The sequence below is a fragment of the Nocardioides caricicola genome (genome assembly GCF_039541135.1).
GTDB classification, from domain to species: domain Bacteria; phylum Actinomycetota; class Actinomycetes; order Propionibacteriales; family Nocardioidaceae; genus Nocardioides; species Nocardioides caricicola.
Window position 1 is genome coordinate 400,945 of the sequence record NZ_BAABFQ010000008.1, and the last position, 22,373, is coordinate 423,317.

The following is a 22,373-nucleotide window of genomic DNA, read 5'->3' on the forward strand; positions in this document are numbered from 1 at the left end:
CCACCAACGCGCGGCCTACGTCCGGATCCCGGCCCACTGATGGTGCCGTCCCGCCGTCGACAGGATGAAGCGGTGCGTCCGGGCACTCGTGTTCGTGATCTCGTAGCCCGCCGGGAGGGGAACCTCCAGGCCGGCCTCGAAGTCGCGCATCACGGCGGCGATGGATGCGACGACGTCGTCCCGGTCGAGGCCGGTCATCACGATCGCGCCGGCATCGAGGGCCTCAGGGCGCTCGATCGAGTCCCGGAGCGTGATGGCCGGGAAGCCCAGGATCGAGCTCTCCTCGGAGATGGTGCCGCTGTCGGAGAGCACACAGGCCGCCTGGGTCTGCAGCCGGTTGTAGTCGTGGAACCCGAACGGGTCGAGGAAGTCGATCCCGTCGATGCCCTCGAACCCGTCGAGCGCCTCCAGCCGCTTCCGGGTCCGCGGGTGGGTCGACACGATGACCCGCAGCCCCCACTCCTCGCGGACCGCGCGGAGGCAGTCGAGGAGCATCGACAACCGTTCCGGCGAGTCGACGTTCTCCTCCCGGTGCGCGCTGACCAGGAAGTAGCCACGCGGCGCCAGCCCCAGGCGGTCGAGCACGTCGGAGGCGTCGATGCGGTCGCGGAAGTGCAGGAGCACCTCACGCATCGGCGAGCCGGTCAGCAGGATCCGGCGCGGGTGCAGGCCCTCGGCCAGCAGGTTGCGCCGGGCGTGCTCGGTGTAGACGAGGTTGAAGTCCGCGACGTGGTCGACCAGGCGGCGGTTGGTCTCCTCCGGGACGTTCTCGTCGAAGCACCGGTTGCCCGCCTCCATGTGGTAGACGGGGATCCTCAGGCGCTTGGCCATGATCGCGGCGATGCAGCTGTTCGTGTCGCCGAGCACGAGGACGGCGTCGGGCTGCTCGGCCCGCATCACCTCCTCGCTCTTGATCAGCGTCTCGCCGAGCACGCGGCCGAGCGACGAGGTGTCGACACCCAGGTAGTGGTCGGGCTCGCGCAGCTCGAGGTCCTCGAAGAACACCTGGTTGAGCGCGTAGTCGTAGTTCTGCCCGGTGTGCACCACGACGTGGTCCACGGTCTCGTCGAGCCGGGCGATCACGCGCGCGAGCCGGATGATCTCCGGTCGCGTCCCGACCACGGTCATGACCTTCACGCCGACTCCTCCTGGCACACGCGCTCGGGATACTGGTCCGGGTTGTCCGGGTCGAGCAGCTGGTCGGCCCAGAAGACCGTGACCAGGTCCTCGTCGCCGATGTTCGAGATGTTGTGCACCCACAACGTCGGCATGTCGACGTACCCGGGCCGGTCACCCCCGACCGTGAACCGGACGACCTCGTCGTCCAGCAGCCGGCGCAGCGCGATCTCGGCGGTACCCCGGACGACGTAGAAGCGCTCCACCTTGCGCAGGTGGAAGTGCTCGCCGCGGGTGTGCCCGGGTCGCGTGGTGGACACGAACGACTGGCCCGTCCCGCCGTGGCTGCGCACGGTCTCGAACAGGTCGCCACGCGCATCCGCGTGGACGGTCGCGTAACGCGGGAACTGCTCCGGGAACGTGTACGACCGGTAGGTGTTGAACAGGTCCACCGTGAAGTCGTCCGCGAGCGCCGGGATCTCACCGCGCTGGTAGACCTCGTGGAAGCCGCGCAGCATGGTCAGCACCTCCGACACGCGGCGAGGCACGCCATCGGGCTCGACCACGACGTCGGCGTCGCCGTCCATCGCCTCGATCAGCACGGCGGCGGCGGCCTGGGCGTGCAGCAGCGGGACCTCCTTGTCCTCGGCGACGGTCGGCTCCTCACCGGTCGCGACGAGGTGGCAGAACGTCGCCACGAACGAGTTGTAGCGCGGCCGGCCGTGCTCACCGAAGAGGTTCGGCAGGAGCACATCGGCGAACGACCCGCCCGCCGCGCGGACCGCCGCGCCCAGCACCCGCGACGCCTCGGCCTTGCCGCGGCCGTAGGCGTTGTCGAGCCTGGCATGGATCGAGTTGGCGTAGACGACGCGGGGAGCGGTGCCTGCGGCCTTGATCGCGGCGGCCAGCCGCTCCGCGAGCTCGACGTTGCCGGCCTGGACCTCCTCGTCGGAGCCGGCCCGGTTCACCCCGGCCAGGTGCAGCACGACGTCGGCGTCGCGCACGTGCGCCGCCAGCGCCTCCGGGTCGGCCAGCTCGGCGCGCCCGAGCCGTACGGCGTCGGTGCCGTGCAGCACCCGGAGTCGGCAGGCCGTGTGCCAGCCGAGGAACCCGAACCCGCCGGTGATGACGACGTTCACGCGCCGTCCTCGCCCAGCCGCCCGGCCGCAGCCAGCTCCCGCCGGATCGGCGGCAGCGAACGCAGCAGGTCCTTGACCTGCTCGACGTCGAGACGCTCGGTATTGTGGGAGGTGTAGTCGTCCTCGACGATCCGGCCGTCGCCCTCGTCGAAGAACAGCTCGTACTCGAGGCCGCGCGCGTCCAGCGGGACGCGGTAGTAGTCCCCGCGGTCGTCGGCCTTCTGGAGCTCCTCACGGCTGAGCAGCGACTCGTAGAGCTTCTCGCCGTGCCGGACACCGAGGACACGGATCTCGGGGTCCTCGACCCCGAAGAGCGATGCGGTGGCGACAGCGAGGTCGCGCACCGTGCACGCCGGCGCCTTGCGCACGAACAGGTCGCCCTGGGCGGCGTGCTCGAAGGCGTACTCGACCAGGTCGACGGACTCCTCGAGCGACATCAGGAAACGCGTCATGTCGGGATCCGTGACCGTCAGCGGACGCCCGTTGCGGACCTGGTCGACGAACACGGGGATCACCGAGCCACGGCTGTACATGACGTTGCCGTACCGGGTGATCGAGACGGTGGTGCCGCCCTGGCCGTGGTTCCGGGCGTGCGACTGGGCGACCTTCTCCATCATCGCCTTGGAGATGCCCATGGCGTTGATCGGGTAGACGGCCTTGTCGGTGCTGAGGCAGACGACCGACGCCACTCCCGCCCGATTGGCCGCGCGGATCACGTTGTCGCTGCCGTTGACGTTCGTCTGCACGGCCTGCATGGGGAAGAACTCGCAGCTCGGCACCTGCTTGAGTGCCGCCGCGTGGAAGACATGCCGTACGCCGGCCATCGCGTCCTCGACGCTGCGGGCGTCACGGACGTCGCCCACGTGGAACCGCACCCGGCCGTCGCTCAGCTCGCGGCGCATCGCGTCCTGCTTCGCCTCGTCGCGGCTGAAGACGCGGACCTCCTCGACGTCGGTGGTGAGCAGGCGCCGCACCATCGTCGAGCCGAAGGAACCGGTCCCGCCTGTCACGAGGACCGGCCCGGTCACGGTCGTGCTGGTCAAGAGCTCCCCCTCATGCGGCTCGGCCGCGGCCCTCCACGGGTGTGGTCCGCCAGCCTCTAGGCAGGGTCATCCTGCCATGTGTAGGTGTTCATCGAGCGGCCTTCCGGCGTCGTGAAGCTGCCGGCCGGACGCCACCCGGCGCGGACGTAGAACGCGTTGACCGCGTCGTTGTCCGTGGCGTCCGTCGTCAAGAACGCATCCGTGCCACCCGACGCCGCGAGCTCTCGGGTCCACCGGTCGATCAGCTCCCGTCCGACCCCGGTCCCCCGCGCCTCCTCCGAGGTGCAGATCGAGCTGAGCAGGGCGCCGCGGGGCTGGTCGGGGACCTGCCCACGGTAGGTGAGGGCACGGAACAACCGGGGCACGACCCGGGGCTGCCGGACCACGAGCCGCAGGCTCTGGAACGCGAAGGCGTACCACCGGCGCACGAGGAGCCGGCGGAAGAAGCCGTCCGGGGCGACGTGACCGACCACCACGCCGAGCAAGGCGCCCGAGTCGTCTCGGGCCACCACCGTCACCGAGCCGGGGCCGAGGAAGGCGGCGTAGAACTCCCGCAGGAAGCCTTCACCCAGCTGGCTGAGGAAGAAGCCGGGGAACGCCAGCCGGTGCAGCCGGGCCGCCTCGCGGACGTCCTCGCGGGCGAGCGGGCGGTACGTCACCCCGCTCATCGCGAGCCCTCGCTCGCCACAGCCCGCAGGAGGCCCTCGATCCGGTCGATGCCTCGGGCACGGCTGAAGTGCTGCTCGTAGTAGGCGCGCGCGTTGCGGCCGCGCACCTCGAGCCCGCCACGACCGCAGGCGCCCATCTCGCGCAGCGCACGGGCCAGGCCGGAGACGTCACCGGGCGCCACCACCCACCCGGCCCCCGAGTCACCGACCACCTGGGCAGCGTCACCGGGCACCGAGGCGACGAGCGCCCGTCCGGACGCCAGGATGGCCTGCACCTTGCTGGGCATGGTGATCGCGGCGAGCGGGTCGTCGTTGAGCGACACGTAGCTCGCGTCGGCCGCGGCCATCAGGCCGGTCATCTCGGAGGCCGGCAACCGGCCGAGGAACCGCACGTTGGCCGCCCCGGCCCCGACGGCGAGCTCACGGAGGCGCTCCTCCTCGACACCCGAACCGGCGATCAGGCAGGTCATGGGCAGGTCCGTGACGGCGGCGCACGCCCGGATCAGGCCGTCCAGGCCCTGGGCGCGACCGAGGGTCCCGGCATAGACCAGCACGACATGGTCCTCGGGCAGGTCGTACGGACGGGGGTACGGCGCGGGCCGCGGGGCGAACAGCGCCTCGTCGGCCCACATCGGGGCGTAGGCGAGCCGGTCGGCCGGCACGCCCCGCTCCGCGAGCACGGCGCCGACCCCGGGCGAGATGTAGGCCACCCGCTCGGCGTAGCGATACATGGCCCGGCACGCGGCGTCGGCGACGCGGAGGGCCGAGCGGCCGGCGAGGCCGTCCCCGCCGCCGAACCCGGTCGCGGTGAGCGTGTCCGGCCAGAGGTCGAGGACGTGCACGAGCGCCGGCGTACGGCGCAGCGCCCGCTGCGCCAGCATCGGAAGCGCGAGCGAGACCGGCGAGTAGTTGACCCACAGCGCGTCGAGCCGGCGGAACGCCCCCGGGATCCCGAGCATCGCCGCGCTCATGGCGAAGGACCCGTAGTTGGCCAGGCGCCGAACCGGGGAGGCGTCGTGCGACGGGTAGAGGGCGACGCGGGTCACGCGGACCCCGCCGTCCACCTCGACCTGCCGGGCCCGGATCCGATATCCCGGCGCCAGCTGGCCGTCGGGATAGTTCGGGAAGCCGGTGAGCACCTCGACCTGGTGCCCTCGCTCGGCCAGCCCGCGCGCGAGCGCGCCGGGCAGCGCGGCCGGTCCCGGCTCCGGGTCGTACCACTGCGTGAGGAGTCCGATCCGCATGCGGTCAGCGCCCGCTCACAGCACGCCGACCACGGCCTGGATGACCCGCTCGATCTGCCTCGCCGTCATCGCCGAGAAGATCGGGAGGCTCACCACGCGGGCGAACTCGGCGGTGGCGACCGGGAAGTCCTGCGGCTGATGGCCACCGAAGTCGCGCCAGTACGGCTGGAGGTGCAGCGGGATGAAGTGGACCGACGTCCCGATGCCGCGCGCACCCATCCCCTCGATGAACCGGTCGCGGCCCATTCCGTCGGGCAGGCGCACCGGATAGAGGTGCCAGGAGTGCTCGGTGCCCGCCGGACCGTGGGCCGGCAGCTCGAGCCCGGTCGGCGCGAACATCTCGTCGTACATCGCCGCGATCGCCGCTCGGCGGTCCCTCATCGCCTGGGCGCGCCCGAGCTGGACGAGGCCCATCGCCGCGGCCGGGTCGGTCAGGTTGTACTTGAAGCCGGGCGCCACCACGTCGTAGTGCCAGGCCGGGACCGATGACCGGTAGCGGTCGAACGCGTCGCGGTTGATGCCGTGCAACCGCATGGTGCGGATCCGCTGCGCGAGCTCGGCGTCCCGGGTGACGACCATGCCGCCCTCCCCGGTCGTCATGGTCTTCGTCGCGTAGAAGCTGAAGACGGTGGCGCGGCTGGCACCCGTCCCGACCTCCTGGCCAGCGGCGCTGGCAGGGAAGGCGTGGGCCGCGTCCTCGACGACCTCGAGCCCGTGCTCCTGCGCGAGCTCAGCCAGGCCGGGCGGGTCCACCGGGAGGCCGGCGAAGTGGACCGGGATGATGGCTCGCGTCCGCGCCGTCACCTTCGCCGCGGCCGCTGCCAGGTCGAGGTTGAGCGTCGCCCGGTCGCAGTCCACGAGGACGGGGACGCCCCCCAGGTAGCGGACCACTTCGGCGGTGGCGGTGAACGTCCACGTCGGGACCAGCACCTCGTCGCCCGGCCCGATCCCGATGCCCTCGAGCGCGAGGTGCAGGCCGGCGGTGGCCGAGTTGACCGACACCGCCGTGATGTCCGCAGCGAGCCGCGCCGCGAACGCGGCCTCGAACTCCTTCACCCGGGGACCGGACGACAGCCAGCCGGACCGCAGCGCCGCGGCCACTGCGTCGATCTCCGGCTCGCCGATGTCGGGCAGCGCGAACGGCACGAACTCCTCGCTCACAGCACTCCTCAGCCCCTGGATCTCAAGATCATGAAGGGCTCGGCGGCCGTGACCCCCACCCGGCTCCCCCAGTACGACGCGCGCTCGGTCAACGCCTGGACCGACCGCGGGTGCGGGTAGGGACGCAGCTCCTCGTCGTAGCAGCGCATCGCCTCGAGCTTGCGCTCCAGGGTCGTGCTGACGTCGACGAAGTGGTTGGGCTGGAACGACCCCTCGGCGATCGGCCAGGCCCACTCGGTCGAGGACGGGGTCTCGAACACGAGGAACCGGGACAGCCACGGGGCCGCGTACGGACGGCAGGCCGTCCACGCGGCCCGCGAGACGATGCCGTGGTCGGTGTTCACGTCCATCGGAGCGTGCGTGTAGAGCACGTCCGGCCGGAAGTCCTGGATCAACGGCTCGAGCGCCTGGGTGACGTCGATGAGGGCCACGGCGTCCAGCCGCTGGTCGGGCATGCCGACGAACTCCAGGCTCGCGAAGCCGATCCGCTCCCCACTGCGGCGGCCGGCGCTCCGCAGCTCGTCGACCATCGTGTCCTCGTAGCGCGACGTGGCACCCTCGGAGACCACGATCGCGCGGACCTCGTCACCCGCGTCGACGTGCTTGGCCAGGGTGCCGCCGGCTCCCAGCACCTCGTCGTCAGGGTGCGCGGCCACCACCAGGACCCTCATGCGCCGGCCGTCACGATCACCGGGGGCTTCTCACCCTCGCCCAGCGCCCACCGGGCCACGGCGGGGTCCGGTGCGTCGAATCGGTCCCCGACGACGACGCCGTGCGCAGCAGCCCAGGCCCGCCCGGTGCTCCCACCCGCCTCCGGGACGCCGCCGAGGTGGGTCACCAGGACGCTGCCGCCCCGGGTCGCGACCCGCACGCCCCGGTCGTCCACGCCCAGGATCTCGCCGGGCAGCCCGGCGAGGTCGGTGATCGTCGGCGGCTCCGTGCGCCACAGGTGGACCCGTTCACCCCGGAGCGAGGTGAACGCACCCGGGTAGGGACGGGTCAGCGCACGCACCCAGTTGTGCACCTCCATCGGCGGCCGGTCCCAGTCGGTGACGCCCATCTCCGCGGTCCGCTTCGGCAGGTAGTCGGCGAGCTCGTCGTCCTGCCGGCGCGCAGCGGCGGCGCCACGCAGGAGCGCGCCCAGGTTGTCGCGGAGCATCTCTGCCCCCGACGCCGCCACCCGCTCGTAGACCGTCGCGCAGGTGTCGTCGACGTACAGCGGGATCCGACGCTGGTCCACGATGAGGCCGGCGTCGACGCCGGCGGACAGCAGCATCATCGTGTTGCCGGTCTCGGTCTCACCCCGGATCAGGGACCAGTTCACCGGCGCCCGCCCTCGGTGCCGCGGCAGCAGCGAGGCGTGGAAGCCGATCACGCCGTGCGTCGGCAGCGCCAGCAGCTCGGCGCCGATCAGCCGGCTCCATCCGACGACCACGAGCAGGTCGGGCCGGTACGACGCCACCGCGTCCACGCCGGCCGGGGAGTTCACGTCGTCGTGGCGCAGCAACGGCACGCCCGCAGCGGCGGCGACGCCGGCGAGGTCCACGACACCGGACGCACCAGCGGCCGCAGCCTCGCTGATGGTCACGACAGCGGCGAGCTCGGCGTCGGGATGCTGCACGACCGCCTCGAGCGCCGGGAGCGCCTCGTGCACGGCACCGATGAAGACAACTCTCCCGGCCATGCCGAGGATCCTAGAGTGTGTGCCCGACGCCGCGACCCGAAACGCGGTCGCGCCCGGGACGGATGGGACTGGTGATGGCATGACGGAGCCGGCGGGCTCGAGGCGTCCCGAGCGCTGGGTGGCGGCCGCCCTGCTGGCGGTCAGCGCCCCTGCGCTCGCTGCGGGCGCGCTGGCCGTGCGTCTGTCGTCACCGGGACCGGTGATCTACCGCGCCAGCCGCGCCGGTCGTGACGCCACCGACTTCACGATGTACAAGCTGCGCACGATGCACCTCGGCGAGGGTGGACCGATCACCGGCGGGCGCGACCCGCGCATCTTCCCCGCCGGCGTGTGGCTCCGCCGCCTCAAGGTCGACGAGCTCCCCCAGCTGTGGAACGTCCTGCGGGGCGAGATGAAGTTCTTCGGGCCCCGGCCCGAGGACCCGGCCATCGTGCGCGACCACTACGCGCCGTGGATGCACGAGACGCTCACGGTCCCACCGGGCATCGTCGGGCCGGGCAGCCTCGGCTACTTCCTCGAGGAGTCCGAGCTGGCCCAGGACCCCGAGGCCGCGTTCACGCAGTACGTCGACGAGCTGCTGCCGCGCAAGCTGGCCCGCGACCTCGTCTACCTGCGGGCACCCTCGCGCCGCTACCGGCTGCAGCTGCTGGCCCGCACGGCTCTCGGCGTCATCGGCCGGCAGTCGTGGATGAGTCGCTACGAGAGTGAGGAGCGGCGCCGGGCTGACGAGATCCTCCGGTCCGTGGCGTCCTCCTAGCAGGCGCTGGCGAACGTCGATCGCTTGGCACCCGGCACCACGCTCGGCGTCAGCGCGAGCTCGCCCGGGCCGGTCTGTCCGGCTCCGGTCGTGCCCTGCCAGGTGAGGACGGCGTCCTTGCGCGAGGAGAGCAGGACGTCGACGCTCGCCACCGGACGTCCGTCGAGCTCCACGGTCTCGAGGTCGCCGAGGGCACGGCCGTCGAGCCGGAACTGGTCCAAGGTGCCGCCGTACGGTCCGTAGACCCGCACCATGACGTACTGCGACCCCGGCTCCGTGCCGAGCCGCCCCCCTCCGGTGACGGAGTCCGGCAGCTCCGCTGCGTCGCGAGGAGTGATGACCTGCGACAGCGTCAAGGTGCCGGCGAGGTCCTGTCGCCCGCTCTGGCACCTCATCGCGGCGACGTCGGCGCTGTAGCGCAGGTAGTACGACATCTTCGAGCCGGTGAGGTCGTTGAGGCCGATGTCGACGTGCGGGGTGGCCCCGTCGTCACCGGCCATCGCGCCCTCGACGCGGGTGCCGGCGATCTCCTCGGAAACCGCGTCGTCGAAGGCCGCGACGAGAAGCCGGCCCTCGTCCGCGGCCCGGTTGAGACCCTCCACGAACGCCGTGGGCGACGCCAGGGATCCCGTCGCGGCGTCGAAGATCGACCGGGACGCCGCGGCGAAGAACACGTCCTGAGCAGCGGGGTCGGCGTCGAGGTAGGGAGTGTTGAGCAGCTCCTCGACCGCGTTGTCACTGGTCAAGGTGACGTCGCCGACCGTCACCGGACCCGTGCCGTCGAGCAGGTACGACAACGCGACGGGGTCGATCGCGACCACGCCGTCGATCGCGGTCTCGGGGAACTGGCGGTCCCAGTGCGCCTGCCAGAGCTCGGCCGATCGCGGGAAGTCCATGGTCCAGCCCGGGTCCTGGAAGTAGAGGCCGAGCTCCTCGCCGTAGACCGCGACCTCCTCGCGCGAGAGCGGCGCGACCGGGCGAGCCGCGGTCGGGAAGTCGGCAGCCGTGCCTTGGCGGGTCATCTCGATCCGGCCGTCGTCGGCGCGCAGGAGCGCCCAGGAGCCCGGCATCCCGCCCGACGCCCGGATCTCGGCGTTGTTCTGGAAGATCAGCAGGTAGCTGCGGACACCGTCTGCCCCGGCCATGGTCGGCAGGACGCCCACGGCGGTGTCCGCGGAGGCCAGCCCGGCGCGGAGGTCGTGCACCAGGTCGGCGTAGCGGTCGAAGCGGGTCCGCAGGGCGCCGACGTAGCCGTCGCTGTCGAGACCCGCCAGGTCGTCGTCGGCGACGACCAGCGCCTCGTGCGCCCGGCCCACCGGATCCTCGAGCGACTCGACCGTGTCGAGGTCGATCCGGCCGTCGGCCACCAGGGTCCCGAGCCGGTCGACGGTCTCACCGAGCGGGGTGACGGCGTCGGTGGCGATCACGTCCAAGGACCGACTCATCGCGGCGACCGCGCTGACGTCGTCGCCGACCAGCGGCAGGTGCTCGAGCGCGCCCCACCAGAGCCCGTCGGTGTGGTCCCTGGCTGCGGCCGCCTCGTCCGCCAGGTCGTCGGCTGCGGCGTCGCGGGCGGCGTCGTCCTGGCTCCGCCACGCCGAGCGCAGCTCGGAGGCGCTCGTCTCGGCCGCGCGCAGCTCGCCCTGGACCTGCCAGACCAGCCAGGCCGTGTAGCCGGCCGCGGCGACGAGGAGCACGGCCGGGATGATCCAGAGCAGCCGGCGCGTGGTCACGGAGCGATCTTGTCAGAAATGCCGAGCGGCCCCGCCGGGAACCGGCGGGGCCACTCGAAGATCACAGCAGCCTGGGCTACTTCTTGACCACGAAGACCGCAGTGTTGTCCGAGTCGTCGAAGGGCGACTTCGCCGACGCCTGGAAGCTGCCGCGAGCGAAGTACTTGCCTGCGGCCCGGAGCGGCCCCGTCTTGAAGCAGGTGCGGCCGTCGTACCTCTTCGAGTCGGCGAACACGATCCCGCCGCCCGACCGCTTCCGCACCGCGACGCTGACGCGACCCCGGGCCTCACCGCTGCCGCTGGTCGTGACCTTGACGCAGATCTTGGCCTTGCCGCCCTGGGCGACCGGCGCATTGGGAACCTTCACCGAGGTGTTCGTCGGCACGCAGCCGGTGTAGGGGCATGCGGCACTGGCCGTCTCAGCCGACACCGCAGCAAGGCCACCACCCAACAGCGTGGCACTCGCGATTCCGATCATCAGTCGCTTCATGTCCAACACTCCATCCGGCGCGTACGCGCCCCGCCGTCCCCCACCTGAGTTCTCCACCATAGGGCAAGTCCGACCGCGCGTCACCTGCACCAATGGGCCATTGCCATGCTACGGAGCCTCAGAGGGCGACGACGACCTCGGCCACCGTGCCCACCGAGGCGACGACCCGCTTGTCGACCGGCTCGGACTTGGGGGCCAGCGTGCGCAGCGTCCACTCGCCGTCACCGGCGAAGAAGCGGAAGTGCCCGGTCGCCGAGGTCGGGACCTCGGCGGTGAACTCACCGGTGCGGTCGAGCAGGCGCACGTAGGCGTTGCCGACGGGCGCACCGTCACGCACGACCTGGCCCTGGACGATGGCTTCCTTCTTCACGTCGATGCCGTCGAGCGACAGGCCGCCCTCGGTCGCGCCGCACATCAGGCTTCACCCGGCTCGTCGCCGATGGCGACCGGGACGCCCACGAGGGAGCCGTACTCGGTCCAGGAGCCGTCGTAGTTCTTCACGCTCTGGTGACCCAGGAGCTCCTTGAGCACGAACCAGGTGTGCGACGAGCGCTCACCGATGCGGCACAGCGCGATGGTCTCCTTGGAGTCGTCCAGGCCGGCCTCGGCGTACAGCGCCTTCAGCTCCTCGTCCGACTTGAAGGTGCCGTCGTCGTTGGCCGCCTTGCTCCACGGAACGTTGATCGAGGTCGGGACGTGACCGGCGCGCTGCGCCTGCTCCTGCGGCAGGTGGGCCGGAGCGAGCAGCCGGCCGGCGTACTCGTCGGGGCTGCGCACGTCGACCAGGTTCTTGACGCCGATCGCCGCGACCGTGTCGTCGCGGAACGCGCGGATCGAGTGGTCCTGCTCGGTGGCGGTGTACGACGTGGCCGCGCGGGTGGGCAGCTCGTCGGTGAGCTCACGGGAGTCCAGCTCCCACTTCTTGCGGCCGCCGTCGAGCAGCTTGACGTCCTGGTGGCCGTAGAGCTTGAAGTACCAGTACGCGTACGCCGCGAACCAGTTGTTGTTGCCGCCGTAGAGCACGACGGTGTCGTCGTTCGCCACGCCGCGCTCGGAGAGCAGCGCCTCGAACTGGGACTTGTTGACGAAGTCGCGGCGGACCTGGTCCTGGAGGTCGGTGGTCCAGTCCAGCTTGATGGCGCCCTTGATGTGGCCCTTGTCGTAGGCCGTGGTGTCCTCGTCGACCTCGATCAGCACCACCTTCGGGTCGTCGAGGTGGTCCTCAACCCACTGGGCGGTGACGAGGGAGTTCTCGCGGGTCATGTGTCTCTACCTTTCTTGTGCGCACGGGGCGCGGGGTCAGTGGGTGAAGCGCTTGACGAGCAGGTACATCTCGCAGCCGAGGCAGAACCGGAAGACCGCGTTGAGCAGGGCGGCGACGAGCGCCAGGCCGGTCGCGACCTGGCCGAGCAGGTCGGCGCCGAGCAGGAAGCCCGCGAGCCCCACGAGGGCGAACCCGAGGCCGACCGCCTGCGCGAACCGCGGCGGCGCCGGGTCCTCCAGCTCGGCCGGCGGGGACAGCCGGGGCCGCACGACCGTCCGGAACACCCGGGAGTACGGCGTGTGCTGCGCGCCGCGGGTCGCTCCGACGGCGAACACGAGGGCCTGCGCCGCGAGGAGGGCGACCCCGACGGGGGCGGGGGCGAGCAGGAGCACCACGACGAGGACGACCGACGTCAGCGCGGCAGCGACCTGCGGACCGCGCGGGTCGATGCCGGTGGCGACGTGCGGGGACTGCACGGTGGTGGACATGTCTCTCCTGTGAACGGATGCGAGCGGACCGGGACGGTCACGCGGCACTCGAGGAGGAGGCAGACAGGCGCGACCGGATCAGCGCATTCGACACAGCGCCGAGCGCACGCGGCAGTGATCCACTGCGCGGCGCTTGGTCAGCATGGTCGAGGACATGCCGACCAGAGTAGGCACCGCACGGCCGCGCCGAACAATCGGCGTCTCACTTTCCGAGACAGCCTTCCACGATGCGGACAGCCCCGTCATCCGGCGCGCCCGAGCGCCGCGATGACCTGCTCCTTGCGCGGAGCCCCCGTGGCGCGGGTGATCTCGCGGCCGGCGCCGTCGAGGACCAGCGTCGTCGGCGTGCGCAGGACGCCGAGGCGCCGTACCAGCTCGAGGTGGTGCTCGGCGTCCACCTCCAGGTGCTCGACGCCCGGGACCAGCTCGGCGACCTCGGACAGCGTGCGCCGGGTCGCGCGGCAGGGCGCGCAGAACGCCGAGGAGAACTGCACCAGCGTCGCCTTCTCGCCGAGTGTCGCGTCCGGAACCGCCGCGGCGACCGCGTCCCAGGCGTGCGGTGGTGTCGCGTCAGACGCCGGGGCGGCTTCCACGGCCACCGCTCGGGTTCCGCGGAACCGGCCGTCGGTGAGTGCCCGGTAGCAGCCGAAGCCGAGCGCGAGCGCCACGGCGGCGACGACGACCCAGGCTCCGGTGCTCATGGCCTGCACAACCGCGCCCGGCCCGCCGGCATTCCGAACGCTCGGGTCGAGGGTCTGGGAGAGTCGGGACGTGGCGGACTCGGACGGACGGCGGCGACAGCTCGCGGCCGCGCTCGCGACGTACTGTGCGGCGCTCGCGTTCATCCTGCTCGTGCCGTCGGGTCAGGTGCCCTCGTCGGGTGCCGGGTTCGCCGCCGACCGGTTCGCCGACCTCGGCGCACCGGACTGGATCGTCGAGCCGGCCCGCTTCGAGTTCCTCGCCAACGCGCTGATCCTGGTGCCGGTCTCCGCGCTGGGCTCACTGATCTGGCCGAGCACGACGTGGCGGGACTGGACGGCCTACGCCTTCATCGGAGCGTGCACGGTCGAGTGCGCCCAGGGCCTCCTCCTGCCGGACCGGACCGCGACCTTCGGCGACGTCGTCGCCAACACCCTCGGCGGACTCACGGGCGCTCTCGCCGTCGCGGTGCTCAGCCGCCGGCGAACGGCGGCAGGAACTCCACCGACGAACCGGGACTGACCAGGACCGCACCGGGATCCTCGGTGTTCACCGGTCGGTCACCGACCAGGGTCGAGCAGACCTGGAGCACGTCCGCGAGCCGGGTGCCCGGGTGCAGCGCCAGGACCCGCTCGACGATCGCCTCCAGCGTGACCGGGCCGTCGACCTCGAGGGTGTCCCCCGCGACCCCGGCGGCCGCGCGCGCGGAGGCCCAGTAGTGGACTTCGATCTTCGACGTGCCCATGTTTCGGTATTGTTCACGACGAGAGAAACCCGGCCGAAGCCCAGCGTTGCGTTTCGGTCCCCGCCCCGAAAGGGAGGAGACCAGCCATGAGCACGCTCCTGCTTCTCACCAGCGCCCTGCAACCCTCGGCCGAGGTGCTGCCCGGCCTCGCGCTGCTCGGCCACCAGGTGCGCATCCTGCCGGCCGAGGGCAGCGCGCTCCTCGAGGCACCCGACGCGGACCTGCTCCTCGTCGACGGCCGCCAGGACCTCGCGCACGCCCGGGACCTGTGCCGGCTGATCCGCGCGACCGGCACGGACATGCCGGTGCTGCTGGTCTGCACCGAGGGTGGCCTCGCGGTCGTCGCCCACGACTGGGGCATGGACGACGTGGTGCTGCACACCTGCGGGCCCGCCGAGCTCGAGGCTCGCATCAAGCTCGCCATCGGCCGGCTCAACGCCCGCCGCGACGCCGACGACCCCGAGGCGCACGTGATCCGCACCGGCGAGGTGCTGGTCGACGACGCGACGTACACCGCCAAGATCGGTGGCCGGCCGCTCGACCTGACGTTCAAGGAGTTCGAGCTCCTGAAGTTCCTCGCCCAGCACCCGGGTCGGGTGTTCAGCCGCCAGCAGCTGCTGCAGGAGGTCTGGGGCTACGACTACTTCGGGGGCACCCGCACCGTCGACGTCCACGTCCGCCGGCTGCGCGCCAAGCTCGGCCCCGAGAACGAGACGCTCATCGGGACCGTGCGCAACGTCGGCTACCGGTTCGTGCTGCCGAGCAAGGAGCAGCAGGCTTCGGCCGACGCCCGCGAGATCGAGACGTCAGAGGCCGAGCAGGACGCGCGCGTCTGACGGCGTCATCGGCGTGCGCTGCGCGAGCGCGGCCAGGCTGACCGCCCGCTCGACGAGCTGGGAGTTCCGCTCGACCGGCACGCCGCGCGCCAGCGTGAGCGTGTCCTCCATGCCGACGCGCAGGTGCGCGCCCATGGACAGCGCGGCGAGCGCGACCGGCAGCGTGGTGCGGCCGATGCCGGTGGCCGACCAGCTGGTGACCTCCTCGGGCAGCATGCCGACGCCCGCGACGAGCGCGGCCGCCGTACCGGGCATCCCGCCCGGGACACCCATCACGAAGTCGCAGTGCACCTTGCCGCCGTACGGCAGGCCGTAGGTGTCGATCAGCCGGCGCATCGCGTGCACCTGGCCGAGGTCGAACAGCTCGAACTCCGGCACGACCTGGCGCTCCTGGCTGAGCTGGTAGAGCTCGCACACGAACGGCCACGGGTTGGAGAACACGTCGTCGCCGAAGTTCGTCGTGCCCATCGTGAGGCTGCAGGAGTCCGGCTTCGCGTCGAGCACCTTGAGCCGGTCCTCCAGCGGGTCGTGGACCGAGCCGCCCGTCGACAGCTGCACGACCAGGCCGGTGCCCTCGTGGAGCGCCTGGACGGTGTCGCGCAGCCGGGTCTGGTCGAGCGTGGGCCGGTGCTCGGCGTCGCGGATGTGGACGTGGATCATCGCGGCACCGGCGGACTCGCACTCCTGGGCGGTCGCGACCAGCTCCTCGAGGGTCGTGGGGAGCTGGGGGCAGTCGGCCTTGGTGGTCTCCGCGCCGGTGGGCGCGACGGTGATCAGGATCTTCTCGGACGGCTTCGTGGGCACCCGCGCATCGTGCCAGAGGGGGGCGGGCCGCCACACTGGGCGGGTGCGAGCGGTGGTGCAGCGGGTGCTGCGGGCAAAGGTCACGGTCGGCGGCGAGCAGGTGGGCGGGTTCGACGAGCCCGGTCTGCTCGTCTACCTCGGCGTGACCCACGGCGACGGTCCCGACGAGGTCGCCTGGCTGGCCCGCAAGATCTGGGACGTGCGGCTGCTCCGCGACGAGCAGTCGGCCTCCGACGTCGGCGCGCCGATCCTGGTGGTCAGCCAGTTCACGCTGTACGGCGACGCGCGCAAGGGCCGGCGACCCACGTGGCAGGCGGCCGCACCCGGCCCGGTCAGCGAGCCGGCGTACGACGCGGTCTGCGCCGAGCTGGTGCGTCTCGGGGCGCGGGTGGAGCGTGGCGTCTTCGGAGCCGACATGCAGGTCGAGTCGGTCAACGACGGGCCGATCACCCTGCTCCTGGAGAAGGAGCCCGGCTAGGCCGTCCGGTGCAGGGCCAGGACGACCAGCACCGCAGCGACCGCGACCAGGACGCCGAGCGCCACTCCTTGGACCAGGTGCCGCCGGCGGCGCTCCGCGACCGGGTCCATCGTGCGACGCCGTCCCATCACGTGCCTTCCGTCCCCGTGGTCTTTACTGTGCGGGCGCAGGCTTTCAGGTTCGTCCACCCGGGGTTCGGCAAACCGAACGACACCACCTCTTAGGGTGAAGGCATGGAGTCGATCGAGCGCGTCTCAGCCGCTGCCGAGGCCGCCGACGGCGCGGCGCCGCTCGACGAGGCGACCTGGCTGACCCTGCGCCACCGGCCCGAGTCGGTCCGCTCCTGGGTACGCGACGAGGGTTTCGCGCTGCTGGTGGGCGTGGAGCTCAGCGTGGTCGTGCACCCCGACGCCCGCGGCCGCGGGATCGGCCGGACCTTGCTGGAGCAGGCGCTCCCCGAGGACGGTGAGCTGCGCGCCTGGTCGCACGGCGACCACCCGGCAGCCGCGGCCCTTGCGCGCAGCCACGGCTTCGAGCGGGTCCGCGAGCTGTGGGTCATGCGGCGCCGGATGGACCAGCCCCTGCCGGCGTACGACGACGCGCGGGTGCGCAGCTACCGGCCGTCGGACGCCGAGGAGCTGATCCGCGTCAATGCGGCAGCGTTCGCGCACCATCCTGAGCAGGGGTCGATGGACGCGGCGAACCTCGAGGAGCGGATGGCGCAGCCGTGGTTCGACCCCGCTGGCCTGCTGGTCGCCGCCGACGGCGACCGGCTGATCGGCTTCCACTGGACCAAGCAGCACTCCCCCGAGCTCGGCGAGGTGTACGTCGTCGGGATCGACCCGGCCGCCCAGGGCCAGGGTCTCGGCAAGGTGCTCACGCTCGCGGGCCTGCACCACCTCGCGAGCAAGGGCGTCGACGAGGTGCTGCTGTACGTCGAGTCCGACAACCACCCGGCGGTTGCGGTCTACTCCGGGCTCGGTTTCGGGCATGCTGATGCCGACACCCACGTGATGTACCGACGCTGAGGGAGGCCGGCATGTTCGGCATCGGCTTGATCGAGATCCTGATCTTCCTGGCGCTCTGCGTGCTGGCTGCCTGGGCCGGCGTCGCGATACTGCGGAAGTAGCTCAGCGCAGCGGACGCACGTGCAGGCCGACCTCGGGGTCGACCACGACCTCCTGCGCGGCGGGCATCCCGTCCACAGTGAGGGTGGCGTCGAGCGGGACGTTCCGCTTCACCATCGCCAGCGCGATCGGGCCGAGCTCGTGGTGGCGCGCCGAGGTGCCGACGAAGCCGACGACCTTGTCGTCGAGCAGCAGGTCCGAGCCGACGGCGGGGAGCCGGTTCTCGGAACCGTCGAGGTGCAGCAGCGTCAGCCGGCGCGGCGGGCGGCCGAGGGTGTGCACGCGGGCAACGGTCTCCTGGCCGCGGTAGCAGCCCTTGTCCAGGTGGACGGCGGGGCCGATCCAGCCGGCCTCGTTGGGGATCGTGCGGTGGTCGGTGTCGAGGCCGAGCCGCGGCTCGCCGCGCGCGATCCGCAGCGCCTCGTAGGCCCACAGGCCGCAGGCCGGGCCGGCGGCCGCGGCGTACGCCGTCAGCTTCTCGCGCGGGATGAACTCGTGACCGGACGCCGGACGCCAGGTGGTGGCGAGGTCGGCGACCTCGCTGACCTCGACGCGCATCATGAACCGCATCCGGTCGAGGAACTCCACGAGCGCGGCACCGGCGCCGGGCTCGGTGTGCGCGGTGAAGGCTCCCTCGTCACCGAGGCCGTCGTCGTAGCCGAAGAACGCGTGCTCGACGTGCCCCTGCGGGCTGAGGATCAGCGCGCCCGTCCAGACCTTGGGCGCCAGCGACTCCATGTGCTGCGAGGTGAGCGAGTGCAGCCATGTGAGCCGGTCCGGGCCCGACACGCGGATCACGTCGCGGTGCGAGAGGTCGACGAAGCCGTCGCCGCTCTCGAGCGTGCGCTGCTCGCCGTTGAAGGACCCGTAGTGCGCCGCCACGTCACGGTCGATCCCGTCGCCGGCGACGGCGCCGGGCAGGTCCAGCAAGGGGCTACGCATCAGGTTCACACTCCACACAGGTTCCGAAGATCGCCAGGTGACCGACGTCGATGACGAAGTCACGCTGCTCGCGCAGCCGCTCGGCGAACGGCGCCACCTCTTCGGGGTCAACCGACTGGACCCGGTGGCAATTCCGGCACACCAGGTGGAAGTGCTCGTGGTCGGTGACCGAGTGGTACGTCGGCGCCCGGTCCGACAGGTGTGCGTGCCGCACCAGGCCCAGCTCCTCGAGGACCTCGAGGTTGCGGTAGACCGTGGACACGTTGACCGCGCTGGACTGGGCGTGGACCTCCGCGAGCACCTCGTCGGGGGTGGCGTGGCCGAGCTTCTCGACCGCTCGCAGGACGAGCTGCCGTTGCGGGGTGAGCCGGTAGCCCTGCCCGCGCAGCCGATCTGCGAGCTCGTCACTCACTGGCGGACCAACCTCGCCCACAGGTGCGGCTGCTGCGGCTGTCCCATCGCCTCCATGTCGTAGGCGTACAGCAGGTCGCTCTCGACGTTGCCGTAGAGACGCTTGCCGGAGCGCACCTCCTTGGCCGACTCGGTGAAGCTCACGCCCGCCGTGTGCAGCTCGAGCTTGCCGGCCTCGGCCTTGCCGTACCAGATCTCGGAGATCCCGGACGAGTGCGAGAGCAGCAGTTCCATCTCGCCGTTCGGACGGCAGCGCAGGAAGCCCGCCTCCTGGGCCGCGTCACGGACCTTCTCACCGTTGGCGTCGACGATCCACGAGCGCGCGAAGTAGTGGAAGAACGGACGGCCGTCGTGGGTGAACACCAGCTCCTGGCCGTACTCGAACGCGTCGATCGTCGGGTAGTCGCCGTGCCCACGTCCGCCCCAGCGGCCCAGCAGCCAGGCGACGGGGCCGCAGTTCGGGTGGAGGTTCTCGGGGAGCTCGAACGGCATGGCCCAACTGTAGGTGGAGTGCGCCGCTCAGCAGAGGTCGACGTCGGCGTCGGCGCACCGACCCGAGGTCGTCCAGGTGAACGTCTCGGTGTCTGCGTGCCACACCGGCGTCCGCACGTAGTAGCCGGCGATCCCGCCGGCGTCGACCGTGATCACGCCGAACGCCCCCACCGTCACCGACTGGACGAACTCGCCGCCCGGGGAGCCGAAGTCGTTGGCGACACCGCGGAAACCGCCGCGGCAGGGCACCTGCGGGTCGGGGAGGATCCCGACGAAGTCCGCGGCGCAGGCCTCGACCTGCGCCTCGCGGGCACCGACCTTCGCCAGCACCTGGCTCCGGAAGTGCTGCCGGACCGGCGCGAAGTCCACCTCGACGCTCGAGGGGGACGTCGCGCGGCACGACGGCACGGCCGGATCGGTCCAGATCGGCGTGCAGCCGGTCCACCCCGGCCGGGCGTCGGGGGAGGTCAGGGCGCCGTCGTCGCTGAGGAGGCTCACCCAGAGGTCCGGCAGGTGCGCCCGGAGCGTCGTCTCGTCGCCGTCCTCCATCCGTCCGGTCGAACAGGTCGCCGTGCCGGCCGGGCACGTCAGGCCGACCGGATCTCCGGTGATCTCCGGGAGCGTCGAGCCCTGCTTGGTCACCGAGACGGTGAGCAGGTCGCAGGTGAGCTCCACCGCGGTGCCTGCGTACTCCACCGACAGCACGCCGTCACCGTCGCGGCAGGGCGTCCCGTCGAGCTCGTCGATGCTGCCCACGGTGCCGGCCGGGCCCGGGACGCCGCGCGGGCCGGGAGCGCCCCGAGCGCCGTCCGCGCCGGGCGCGCCGGGCGCGCCGGCCTCCCCCGCTGGACCCTTCTGGTTCCACGAGATCGCCCGCTCCGCCTTGAGGCACGTGGAGGCGACGCGCAGGACGCCGGTCTTCTTGTGCACGCAGCCGTTGATGACGCCGTCGCCGGCGCGGGCGCGCTGGGCGGCGGTGGCTGCTCCTACCCCGACGAGGAGGAGCGCGAGCACGGCCAGCAGGCGACGAGCCGCGGACGGCGGCGCACGGGATCCACGAGCGGGAGCGTATGCGGCCGCGGCTAGCCTGACCCCGTGATTCGCCCACTCGTCGTCAAGGTCACCTGCGGCGCCGACGACCCCGAACGCGCCAACCAGGGCCTGACCGTCGCCGCGACCGCCCTCACGGCCGGGGCGGACGTCAGCCTCTGGCTCACCGGCGAGGGTGCGTGGCTCGGGGTCGCCGGCCGCGAGTCGTTCGCGCTGGAGCATGCCGCCGCCCCCGAGGGCCTCGTCGGGGCGGTGCTCGCCGGCGGCCGGGTGACGGTCTGCACCCAGTGCGCCGCCCGCCGCGGGATCACCGAGGCGGACGTGCTCCCGGGCACGCGGATCGCGGGCGCCGCGGCGTATGTCGAGGAAGTGCTCGCGCCGGACGTCCAGGCGCTGGTGTACTGACATTCGTCACCACAACCGTCCCACCAACCTCTAGGCTCCCGCTGATGAGCACGAACGATCCGAGCGCCACGCGCTGGTGGCAGCGCAAGCCGGAGCAGTCCGAGCAGGACGCTCCGGAGTCGGCCACACCCGCCTCCAGCGTGCCCCCGCCGTCGGCCCGCACCCCGGCCGACCTCCAGGCCGCGATCGAGCGCGCCGCCGAGCTGCGCCGCCGCGCCGAGCAGGCCGCGGCCGAGCAGGCCGCCGAGCGCCTCGTCGCCGAGGAGGCCGCCCGCGAGGCCGCGCTGGCCCGGCTGGAGGCCGACCGGATCGCTGCCGAGCACGCCGCGGCGGCGCAGGAGGCGTACGACGCCCGGAGGGCCGTCGAGGAGGACGGCATCGCGCACGCCGCGGAGCGGACCCGCCTCGAGCAGCTCGCGACCGAGGCCGCCGCGGCCCGCGCCGAGGCCGAGGAGGCCGCGCGCAAGCTGGTCGACGCCGCCAAGGTCGCGACGGCGCTGCGGCTCGCCGCCGAGCAGACCGCCGCGCAGCAGACCGTCGACCGCACCGCGGCCGAGGAGGCCGCGAAGGCCGCCGAGGAGCGCGCCGAGGCCGCCGCGGACGCGCGCGCCGAGGCCGAGCGGGCCGCCCAGGCGATGGCCGAGCGGCTGCTCGACGACGCCGAGGCCCGCGAGCAGGCCGAGCAGGCCGCCCGCGCAGCCGCGGACGCCGCGACCGAGGCGCACCGGCAGCGCGCCGCCGCCGAGGCGCGCACCCAGGACCTCACCGAGCAGCTGGCCTCCGTCACCGACCAGCACGCCGAAGCCCTGGCCTCGGCCGCCGCCCAGGCCGAGGCACGCGCGGCGGCCGAGAACGACGCCGCAGCCGCGTCGCGGGCACGCGCCGCGGCAGAGGAGGCGGCCCGGGCCGCCGAGGAGCGGGCCGAAGCCGCTGCCAACGCGCGCGCCGAGGCCGAGCGGGCCGCCCAGGCGCAGACCGCACGGCTGGCCGCCAGCACCGAGGCCCGCGAGCAGGCCGAGCAGGCCGCCCGCGAGGCCGCCGAGGCCGCCGCCCAGGCCCACCAGGAGCGCGCAGCTGCCGAGGCCCGGGCCCACGAGCTCGGCGAGCAGCTCGCCGTGGCCACCGAGCAGCAGGCCGCCGCCGTGGCCGCCGCCACCGCCCAGGCGGAGGCGCGCCGAGCGGCCGAGAACGACGCCGCCGCGGCCGCCCAGGCGCGCGCCGCCGCGGACGAGGCTGCGGCCGAGCACGCCCGCCTCGCCGAGGAGGCGCACACCGCGAGGGCCACCGCCGAGGAGGTCGCGCGCACCCAGACGGAGGCAGCCGCCCGGGCCGGTGCAGCGCGCGAGGCGGCCGAGGTGGCCGCCACGGCCGCCGTCGCCTCGGCGCGCCAGGCGCACACGGACCTCGAGGCTGCCGAGGAGCACGCCCGCGGCCTGGCCGACCAGCTCGCCGCGAGCATCCGCGCCCACGAGGACCACGTGCTCGTCTCGACCGACGCGCGCACCGCCGCCGAGCAGGCCGCCGCCGAGCAGGCCGAGGCGCGCGCCGCCGCGGAGGCCACCGCTGCGGAGCAGGCCCGGGCCTGGGCCGCCGCCGA

Annotated in this window: 27 protein-coding genes and 1 pseudogene; 7 read left to right on the forward strand and 21 right to left on the reverse strand. The window is 72.6% G+C overall.

Annotation, left to right across the window (positions count from 1 at the left end; genetic code table 11):
* Positions 1-15: 15 nt before the first annotated feature.
* From wecB to ABD875_RS19575, 8 genes are read right to left on the reverse strand one after another with little or no spacing between them, the layout of a single operon-like run.
* On the reverse strand, positions 16-1,128 hold the full coding sequence (wecB, locus tag ABD875_RS19540; protein ID WP_345181431.1) for a non-hydrolyzing UDP-N-acetylglucosamine 2-epimerase: 1,113 nt from the start codon (positions 1,126-1,128) through the stop codon (positions 16-18).
* Positions 1,129-1,133: 5 nt separating this feature from the next.
* Positions 1,134-2,255, reverse strand: a complete 1,122-nt coding sequence (locus ABD875_RS19545) for a polysaccharide biosynthesis C-terminal domain-containing protein (RefSeq protein WP_345181355.1) — start codon at positions 2,253-2,255, stop codon at positions 1,134-1,136.
* Positions 2,252-3,298, reverse strand: coding sequence for a polysaccharide biosynthesis protein (locus ABD875_RS19550; protein WP_345181358.1), 1,047 nt, complete (start codon positions 3,296-3,298; stop codon positions 2,252-2,254). The genes ABD875_RS19545 and ABD875_RS19550 overlap by 4 nt, the downstream gene beginning before the upstream one ends.
* A gap of 56 nt (positions 3,299-3,354) precedes the next feature.
* Entirely contained in the window at positions 3,355-3,966 is a 612-nt protein-coding gene (locus ABD875_RS19555) for a GNAT family N-acetyltransferase (RefSeq protein WP_345181360.1), read from the reverse strand.
* Positions 3,963-5,210 (reverse strand): glycosyltransferase family 4 protein, encoded by a 1,248-nt coding sequence (locus ABD875_RS19560; protein WP_345181361.1) that lies wholly within the window; start codon positions 5,208-5,210, stop codon positions 3,963-3,965. The genes ABD875_RS19555 and ABD875_RS19560 overlap by 4 nt, the downstream gene beginning before the upstream one ends.
* Before the next feature lie 15 nt (positions 5,211-5,225).
* On the reverse strand, positions 5,226-6,371 hold the full coding sequence (locus ABD875_RS19565; RefSeq protein ID WP_345181364.1) for a DegT/DnrJ/EryC1/StrS family aminotransferase: 1,146 nt from the start codon (positions 6,369-6,371) through the stop codon (positions 5,226-5,228).
* A gap of 8 nt (positions 6,372-6,379) precedes the next feature.
* Positions 6,380-7,042 (reverse strand): PIG-L deacetylase family protein, encoded by a 663-nt coding sequence (locus ABD875_RS19570; RefSeq protein WP_345181366.1) that lies wholly within the window; start codon positions 7,040-7,042, stop codon positions 6,380-6,382.
* Positions 7,039-8,055, reverse strand: coding sequence for a methionyl-tRNA formyltransferase (locus ABD875_RS19575; protein WP_345181368.1), 1,017 nt, complete (start codon positions 8,053-8,055; stop codon positions 7,039-7,041). Before ABD875_RS19575 ends, ABD875_RS19570 begins: the two co-directional genes overlap by 4 nt.
* A gap of 79 nt (positions 8,056-8,134) precedes the next feature.
* Between ABD875_RS19575 and ABD875_RS19580 the strand changes: the two genes are divergently transcribed.
* On the forward strand, positions 8,135-8,812 hold the full coding sequence (locus ABD875_RS19580; protein ID WP_345181370.1) for a sugar transferase: 678 nt from the start codon (positions 8,135-8,137) through the stop codon (positions 8,810-8,812).
* Here ABD875_RS19580 and ABD875_RS19585 read toward each other — a convergent pair.
* From ABD875_RS19585 to ABD875_RS19610, 6 genes are all read right to left on the reverse strand, one after another.
* The gene (locus ABD875_RS19585) at positions 8,809-10,545 is read right to left on the reverse strand and encodes a DUF4012 domain-containing protein (RefSeq protein WP_345181372.1); all 1,737 of its coding nucleotides are present in this window, start codon (positions 10,543-10,545) and stop codon (positions 8,809-8,811) included. The two genes, ABD875_RS19580 and ABD875_RS19585, sit on opposite strands and share 4 nt — an antisense overlap.
* 76 nt (positions 10,546-10,621) lie before the next feature.
* Positions 10,622-10,912, reverse strand: coding sequence for a hypothetical protein (locus tag ABD875_RS19590; protein ID WP_345181375.1), 291 nt, complete (start codon positions 10,910-10,912; stop codon positions 10,622-10,624).
* Positions 10,913-11,153: 241 nt separating this feature from the next.
* Positions 11,154-11,450, reverse strand: coding sequence for a DUF1416 domain-containing protein (locus ABD875_RS19595; RefSeq protein WP_345181377.1), 297 nt, complete (start codon positions 11,448-11,450; stop codon positions 11,154-11,156).
* Positions 11,450-12,298: a sulfurtransferase gene (locus tag ABD875_RS19600; RefSeq protein WP_345181379.1), complete on the reverse strand. Its 849-nt coding sequence runs from the start codon at positions 12,296-12,298 to the stop codon at positions 11,450-11,452. Before ABD875_RS19600 ends, ABD875_RS19595 begins: the two co-directional genes overlap by 1 nt.
* A gap of 36 nt (positions 12,299-12,334) precedes the next feature.
* Complete coding sequence (locus ABD875_RS19605; RefSeq protein WP_345181381.1) at positions 12,335-12,787, reverse strand: DUF4395 domain-containing protein; 453 nt, start codon at positions 12,785-12,787, stop codon at positions 12,335-12,337.
* 242 nt (positions 12,788-13,029) lie between these two features.
* Complete coding sequence (locus tag ABD875_RS19610) at positions 13,030-13,488, reverse strand: thioredoxin family protein (RefSeq protein ID WP_345181383.1); 459 nt, start codon at positions 13,486-13,488, stop codon at positions 13,030-13,032.
* A gap of 70 nt (positions 13,489-13,558) precedes the next feature.
* Between ABD875_RS19610 and ABD875_RS19615 the strand changes: the two genes are divergently transcribed.
* Positions 13,559-14,008, forward strand: a complete 450-nt coding sequence (locus ABD875_RS19615) for a VanZ family protein (protein WP_345181385.1) — start codon at positions 13,559-13,561, stop codon at positions 14,006-14,008.
* Here the strand turns inward: ABD875_RS19615 and ABD875_RS19620 are convergent.
* Entirely contained in the window at positions 13,959-14,231 is a 273-nt protein-coding gene (locus ABD875_RS19620) for a MoaD/ThiS family protein (RefSeq protein WP_345181387.1), read from the reverse strand. The genes ABD875_RS19615 and ABD875_RS19620 overlap by 50 nt on opposite strands.
* An 86-nt stretch (positions 14,232-14,317) precedes the next feature.
* Here ABD875_RS19620 and ABD875_RS19625 point away from each other — a divergent pair, with 86 nt between their 5' ends.
* The gene (locus ABD875_RS19625) at positions 14,318-15,067 is read left to right on the forward strand and encodes a response regulator transcription factor (RefSeq protein WP_345181389.1); all 750 of its coding nucleotides are present in this window, start codon (positions 14,318-14,320) and stop codon (positions 15,065-15,067) included.
* Here the strand turns inward: ABD875_RS19625 and ABD875_RS19630 are convergent.
* Entirely contained in the window at positions 15,038-15,871 is an 834-nt protein-coding gene (locus ABD875_RS19630) for a beta-keto acid cleavage family enzyme (RefSeq protein ID WP_345181391.1), read from the reverse strand. The two genes, ABD875_RS19625 and ABD875_RS19630, sit on opposite strands and share 30 nt — an antisense overlap.
* Before the next feature lie 43 nt (positions 15,872-15,914).
* On the opposite strand from ABD875_RS19630, the gene dtd reads away from it, so the two are divergent.
* On the forward strand, positions 15,915-16,349 hold the full coding sequence (gene dtd / locus ABD875_RS19635; RefSeq protein WP_345181394.1) for a D-aminoacyl-tRNA deacylase: 435 nt from the start codon (positions 15,915-15,917) through the stop codon (positions 16,347-16,349).
* Here the strand turns inward: dtd and ABD875_RS19640 are convergent.
* The gene (locus tag ABD875_RS19640) at positions 16,346-16,477 is read right to left on the reverse strand and encodes a hypothetical protein (protein WP_345181396.1); all 132 of its coding nucleotides are present in this window, start codon (positions 16,475-16,477) and stop codon (positions 16,346-16,348) included. The genes dtd and ABD875_RS19640 overlap by 4 nt on opposite strands.
* A gap of 105 nt (positions 16,478-16,582) precedes the next feature.
* Between ABD875_RS19640 and mshD the strand changes: the two genes are divergently transcribed.
* Positions 16,583-17,377 carry a mycothiol synthase gene (gene mshD, locus ABD875_RS19645; protein WP_345181399.1) on the forward strand — a complete coding sequence of 265 codons (795 nt, stop codon included), beginning with the start codon at positions 16,583-16,585 and terminating at the stop codon, positions 17,375-17,377.
* Positions 17,378-17,479: 102 nt separating this feature from the next.
* Here mshD and ygfZ read toward each other — a convergent pair whose 3' ends face one another.
* From ygfZ to ABD875_RS19665, 4 genes are read right to left on the reverse strand one after another with little or no spacing between them, the layout of a single operon-like run.
* Positions 17,480-18,418, reverse strand: a complete 939-nt coding sequence (gene ygfZ / locus ABD875_RS19650; RefSeq protein WP_345181400.1) for a CAF17-like 4Fe-4S cluster assembly/insertion protein YgfZ — start codon at positions 18,416-18,418, stop codon at positions 17,480-17,482.
* Positions 18,411-18,830: a Fur family transcriptional regulator gene (locus ABD875_RS19655; RefSeq protein ID WP_345181402.1), complete on the reverse strand. Its 420-nt coding sequence runs from the start codon at positions 18,828-18,830 to the stop codon at positions 18,411-18,413. Before ABD875_RS19655 ends, ygfZ begins: the two co-directional genes overlap by 8 nt.
* Positions 18,827-19,321, reverse strand: a complete 495-nt coding sequence (locus ABD875_RS19660; RefSeq protein WP_345181405.1) for a heme-binding beta-barrel domain-containing protein — start codon at positions 19,319-19,321, stop codon at positions 18,827-18,829. The genes ABD875_RS19655 and ABD875_RS19660 overlap by 4 nt, the downstream gene beginning before the upstream one ends.
* Positions 19,322-19,348: 27 nt before the next feature.
* Positions 19,349-20,335, reverse strand: coding sequence for a collagen-like triple helix repeat-containing protein (locus ABD875_RS19665; RefSeq protein ID WP_345181407.1), 987 nt, complete (start codon positions 20,333-20,335; stop codon positions 19,349-19,351).
* Positions 20,336-20,416: 81 nt separating this feature from the next.
* On the opposite strand from ABD875_RS19665, the gene ABD875_RS19670 reads away from it, so the two are divergent.
* Positions 20,417-20,776 (forward strand): DsrE family protein, encoded by a 360-nt coding sequence (locus ABD875_RS19670; RefSeq protein ID WP_345181409.1) that lies wholly within the window; start codon positions 20,417-20,419, stop codon positions 20,774-20,776.
* 44 nt (positions 20,777-20,820) lie between these two features.
* Positions 20,821-22,373, forward strand: a pseudogene (locus ABD875_RS19675) (hypothetical protein); the annotation flags it as partial.

Bases quoted from the DNA above. Each gene is read 5' to 3' on its own strand.
- ABD875_RS19580 (WP_345181370.1), top strand. From the start codon at position 8,135: ATGACGGAGCCGGCGGGCTCGAGGCGTCCCGAGCGCTGGGTGGCGGCC.
- ygfZ (WP_345181400.1), bottom strand. From the start codon at position 18,418: ATGCGTAGCCCCTTGCTGGACCTGCCCGGCGCCGTCGCCGGCGACGGG.
- wecB (WP_345181431.1), bottom strand. From the start codon at position 1,128: ATGACCGTGGTCGGGACGCGACCGGAGATCATCCGGCTCGCGCGCGTG.
- ABD875_RS19625 (WP_345181389.1), top strand. From the start codon at position 14,318: ATGAGCACGCTCCTGCTTCTCACCAGCGCCCTGCAACCCTCGGCCGAG.
- ABD875_RS19570 (WP_345181366.1), bottom strand. From the start codon at position 7,042: ATGAGGGTCCTGGTGGTGGCCGCGCACCCTGACGACGAGGTGCTGGGA.
- ABD875_RS19620 (WP_345181387.1), bottom strand. From the start codon at position 14,231: ATGGGCACGTCGAAGATCGAAGTCCACTACTGGGCCTCCGCGCGCGCG.
- ABD875_RS19605 (WP_345181381.1), bottom strand. From the start codon at position 12,787: ATGTCCACCACCGTGCAGTCCCCGCACGTCGCCACCGGCATCGACCCG.
- ABD875_RS19660 (WP_345181405.1), bottom strand. From the start codon at position 19,321: ATGCCGTTCGAGCTCCCCGAGAACCTCCACCCGAACTGCGGCCCCGTC.
- ABD875_RS19610 (WP_345181383.1), bottom strand. From the start codon at position 13,488: ATGAGCACCGGAGCCTGGGTCGTCGTCGCCGCCGTGGCGCTCGCGCTC.
- mshD (WP_345181399.1), top strand. From the start codon at position 16,583: ATGGAGTCGATCGAGCGCGTCTCAGCCGCTGCCGAGGCCGCCGACGGC.
- ABD875_RS19600 (WP_345181379.1), bottom strand. From the start codon at position 12,298: ATGACCCGCGAGAACTCCCTCGTCACCGCCCAGTGGGTTGAGGACCAC.
- ABD875_RS19560 (WP_345181361.1), bottom strand. From the start codon at position 5,210: ATGCGGATCGGACTCCTCACGCAGTGGTACGACCCGGAGCCGGGACCG.
- ABD875_RS19575 (WP_345181368.1), bottom strand. From the start codon at position 8,055: ATGGCCGGGAGAGTTGTCTTCATCGGTGCCGTGCACGAGGCGCTCCCG.
- ABD875_RS19555 (WP_345181360.1), bottom strand. From the start codon at position 3,966: ATGAGCGGGGTGACGTACCGCCCGCTCGCCCGCGAGGACGTCCGCGAG.
- ABD875_RS19595 (WP_345181377.1), bottom strand. From the start codon at position 11,450: ATGTGCGGCGCGACCGAGGGCGGCCTGTCGCTCGACGGCATCGACGTG.
- ABD875_RS19640 (WP_345181396.1), bottom strand. From the start codon at position 16,477: ATGGGACGGCGTCGCACGATGGACCCGGTCGCGGAGCGCCGCCGGCGG.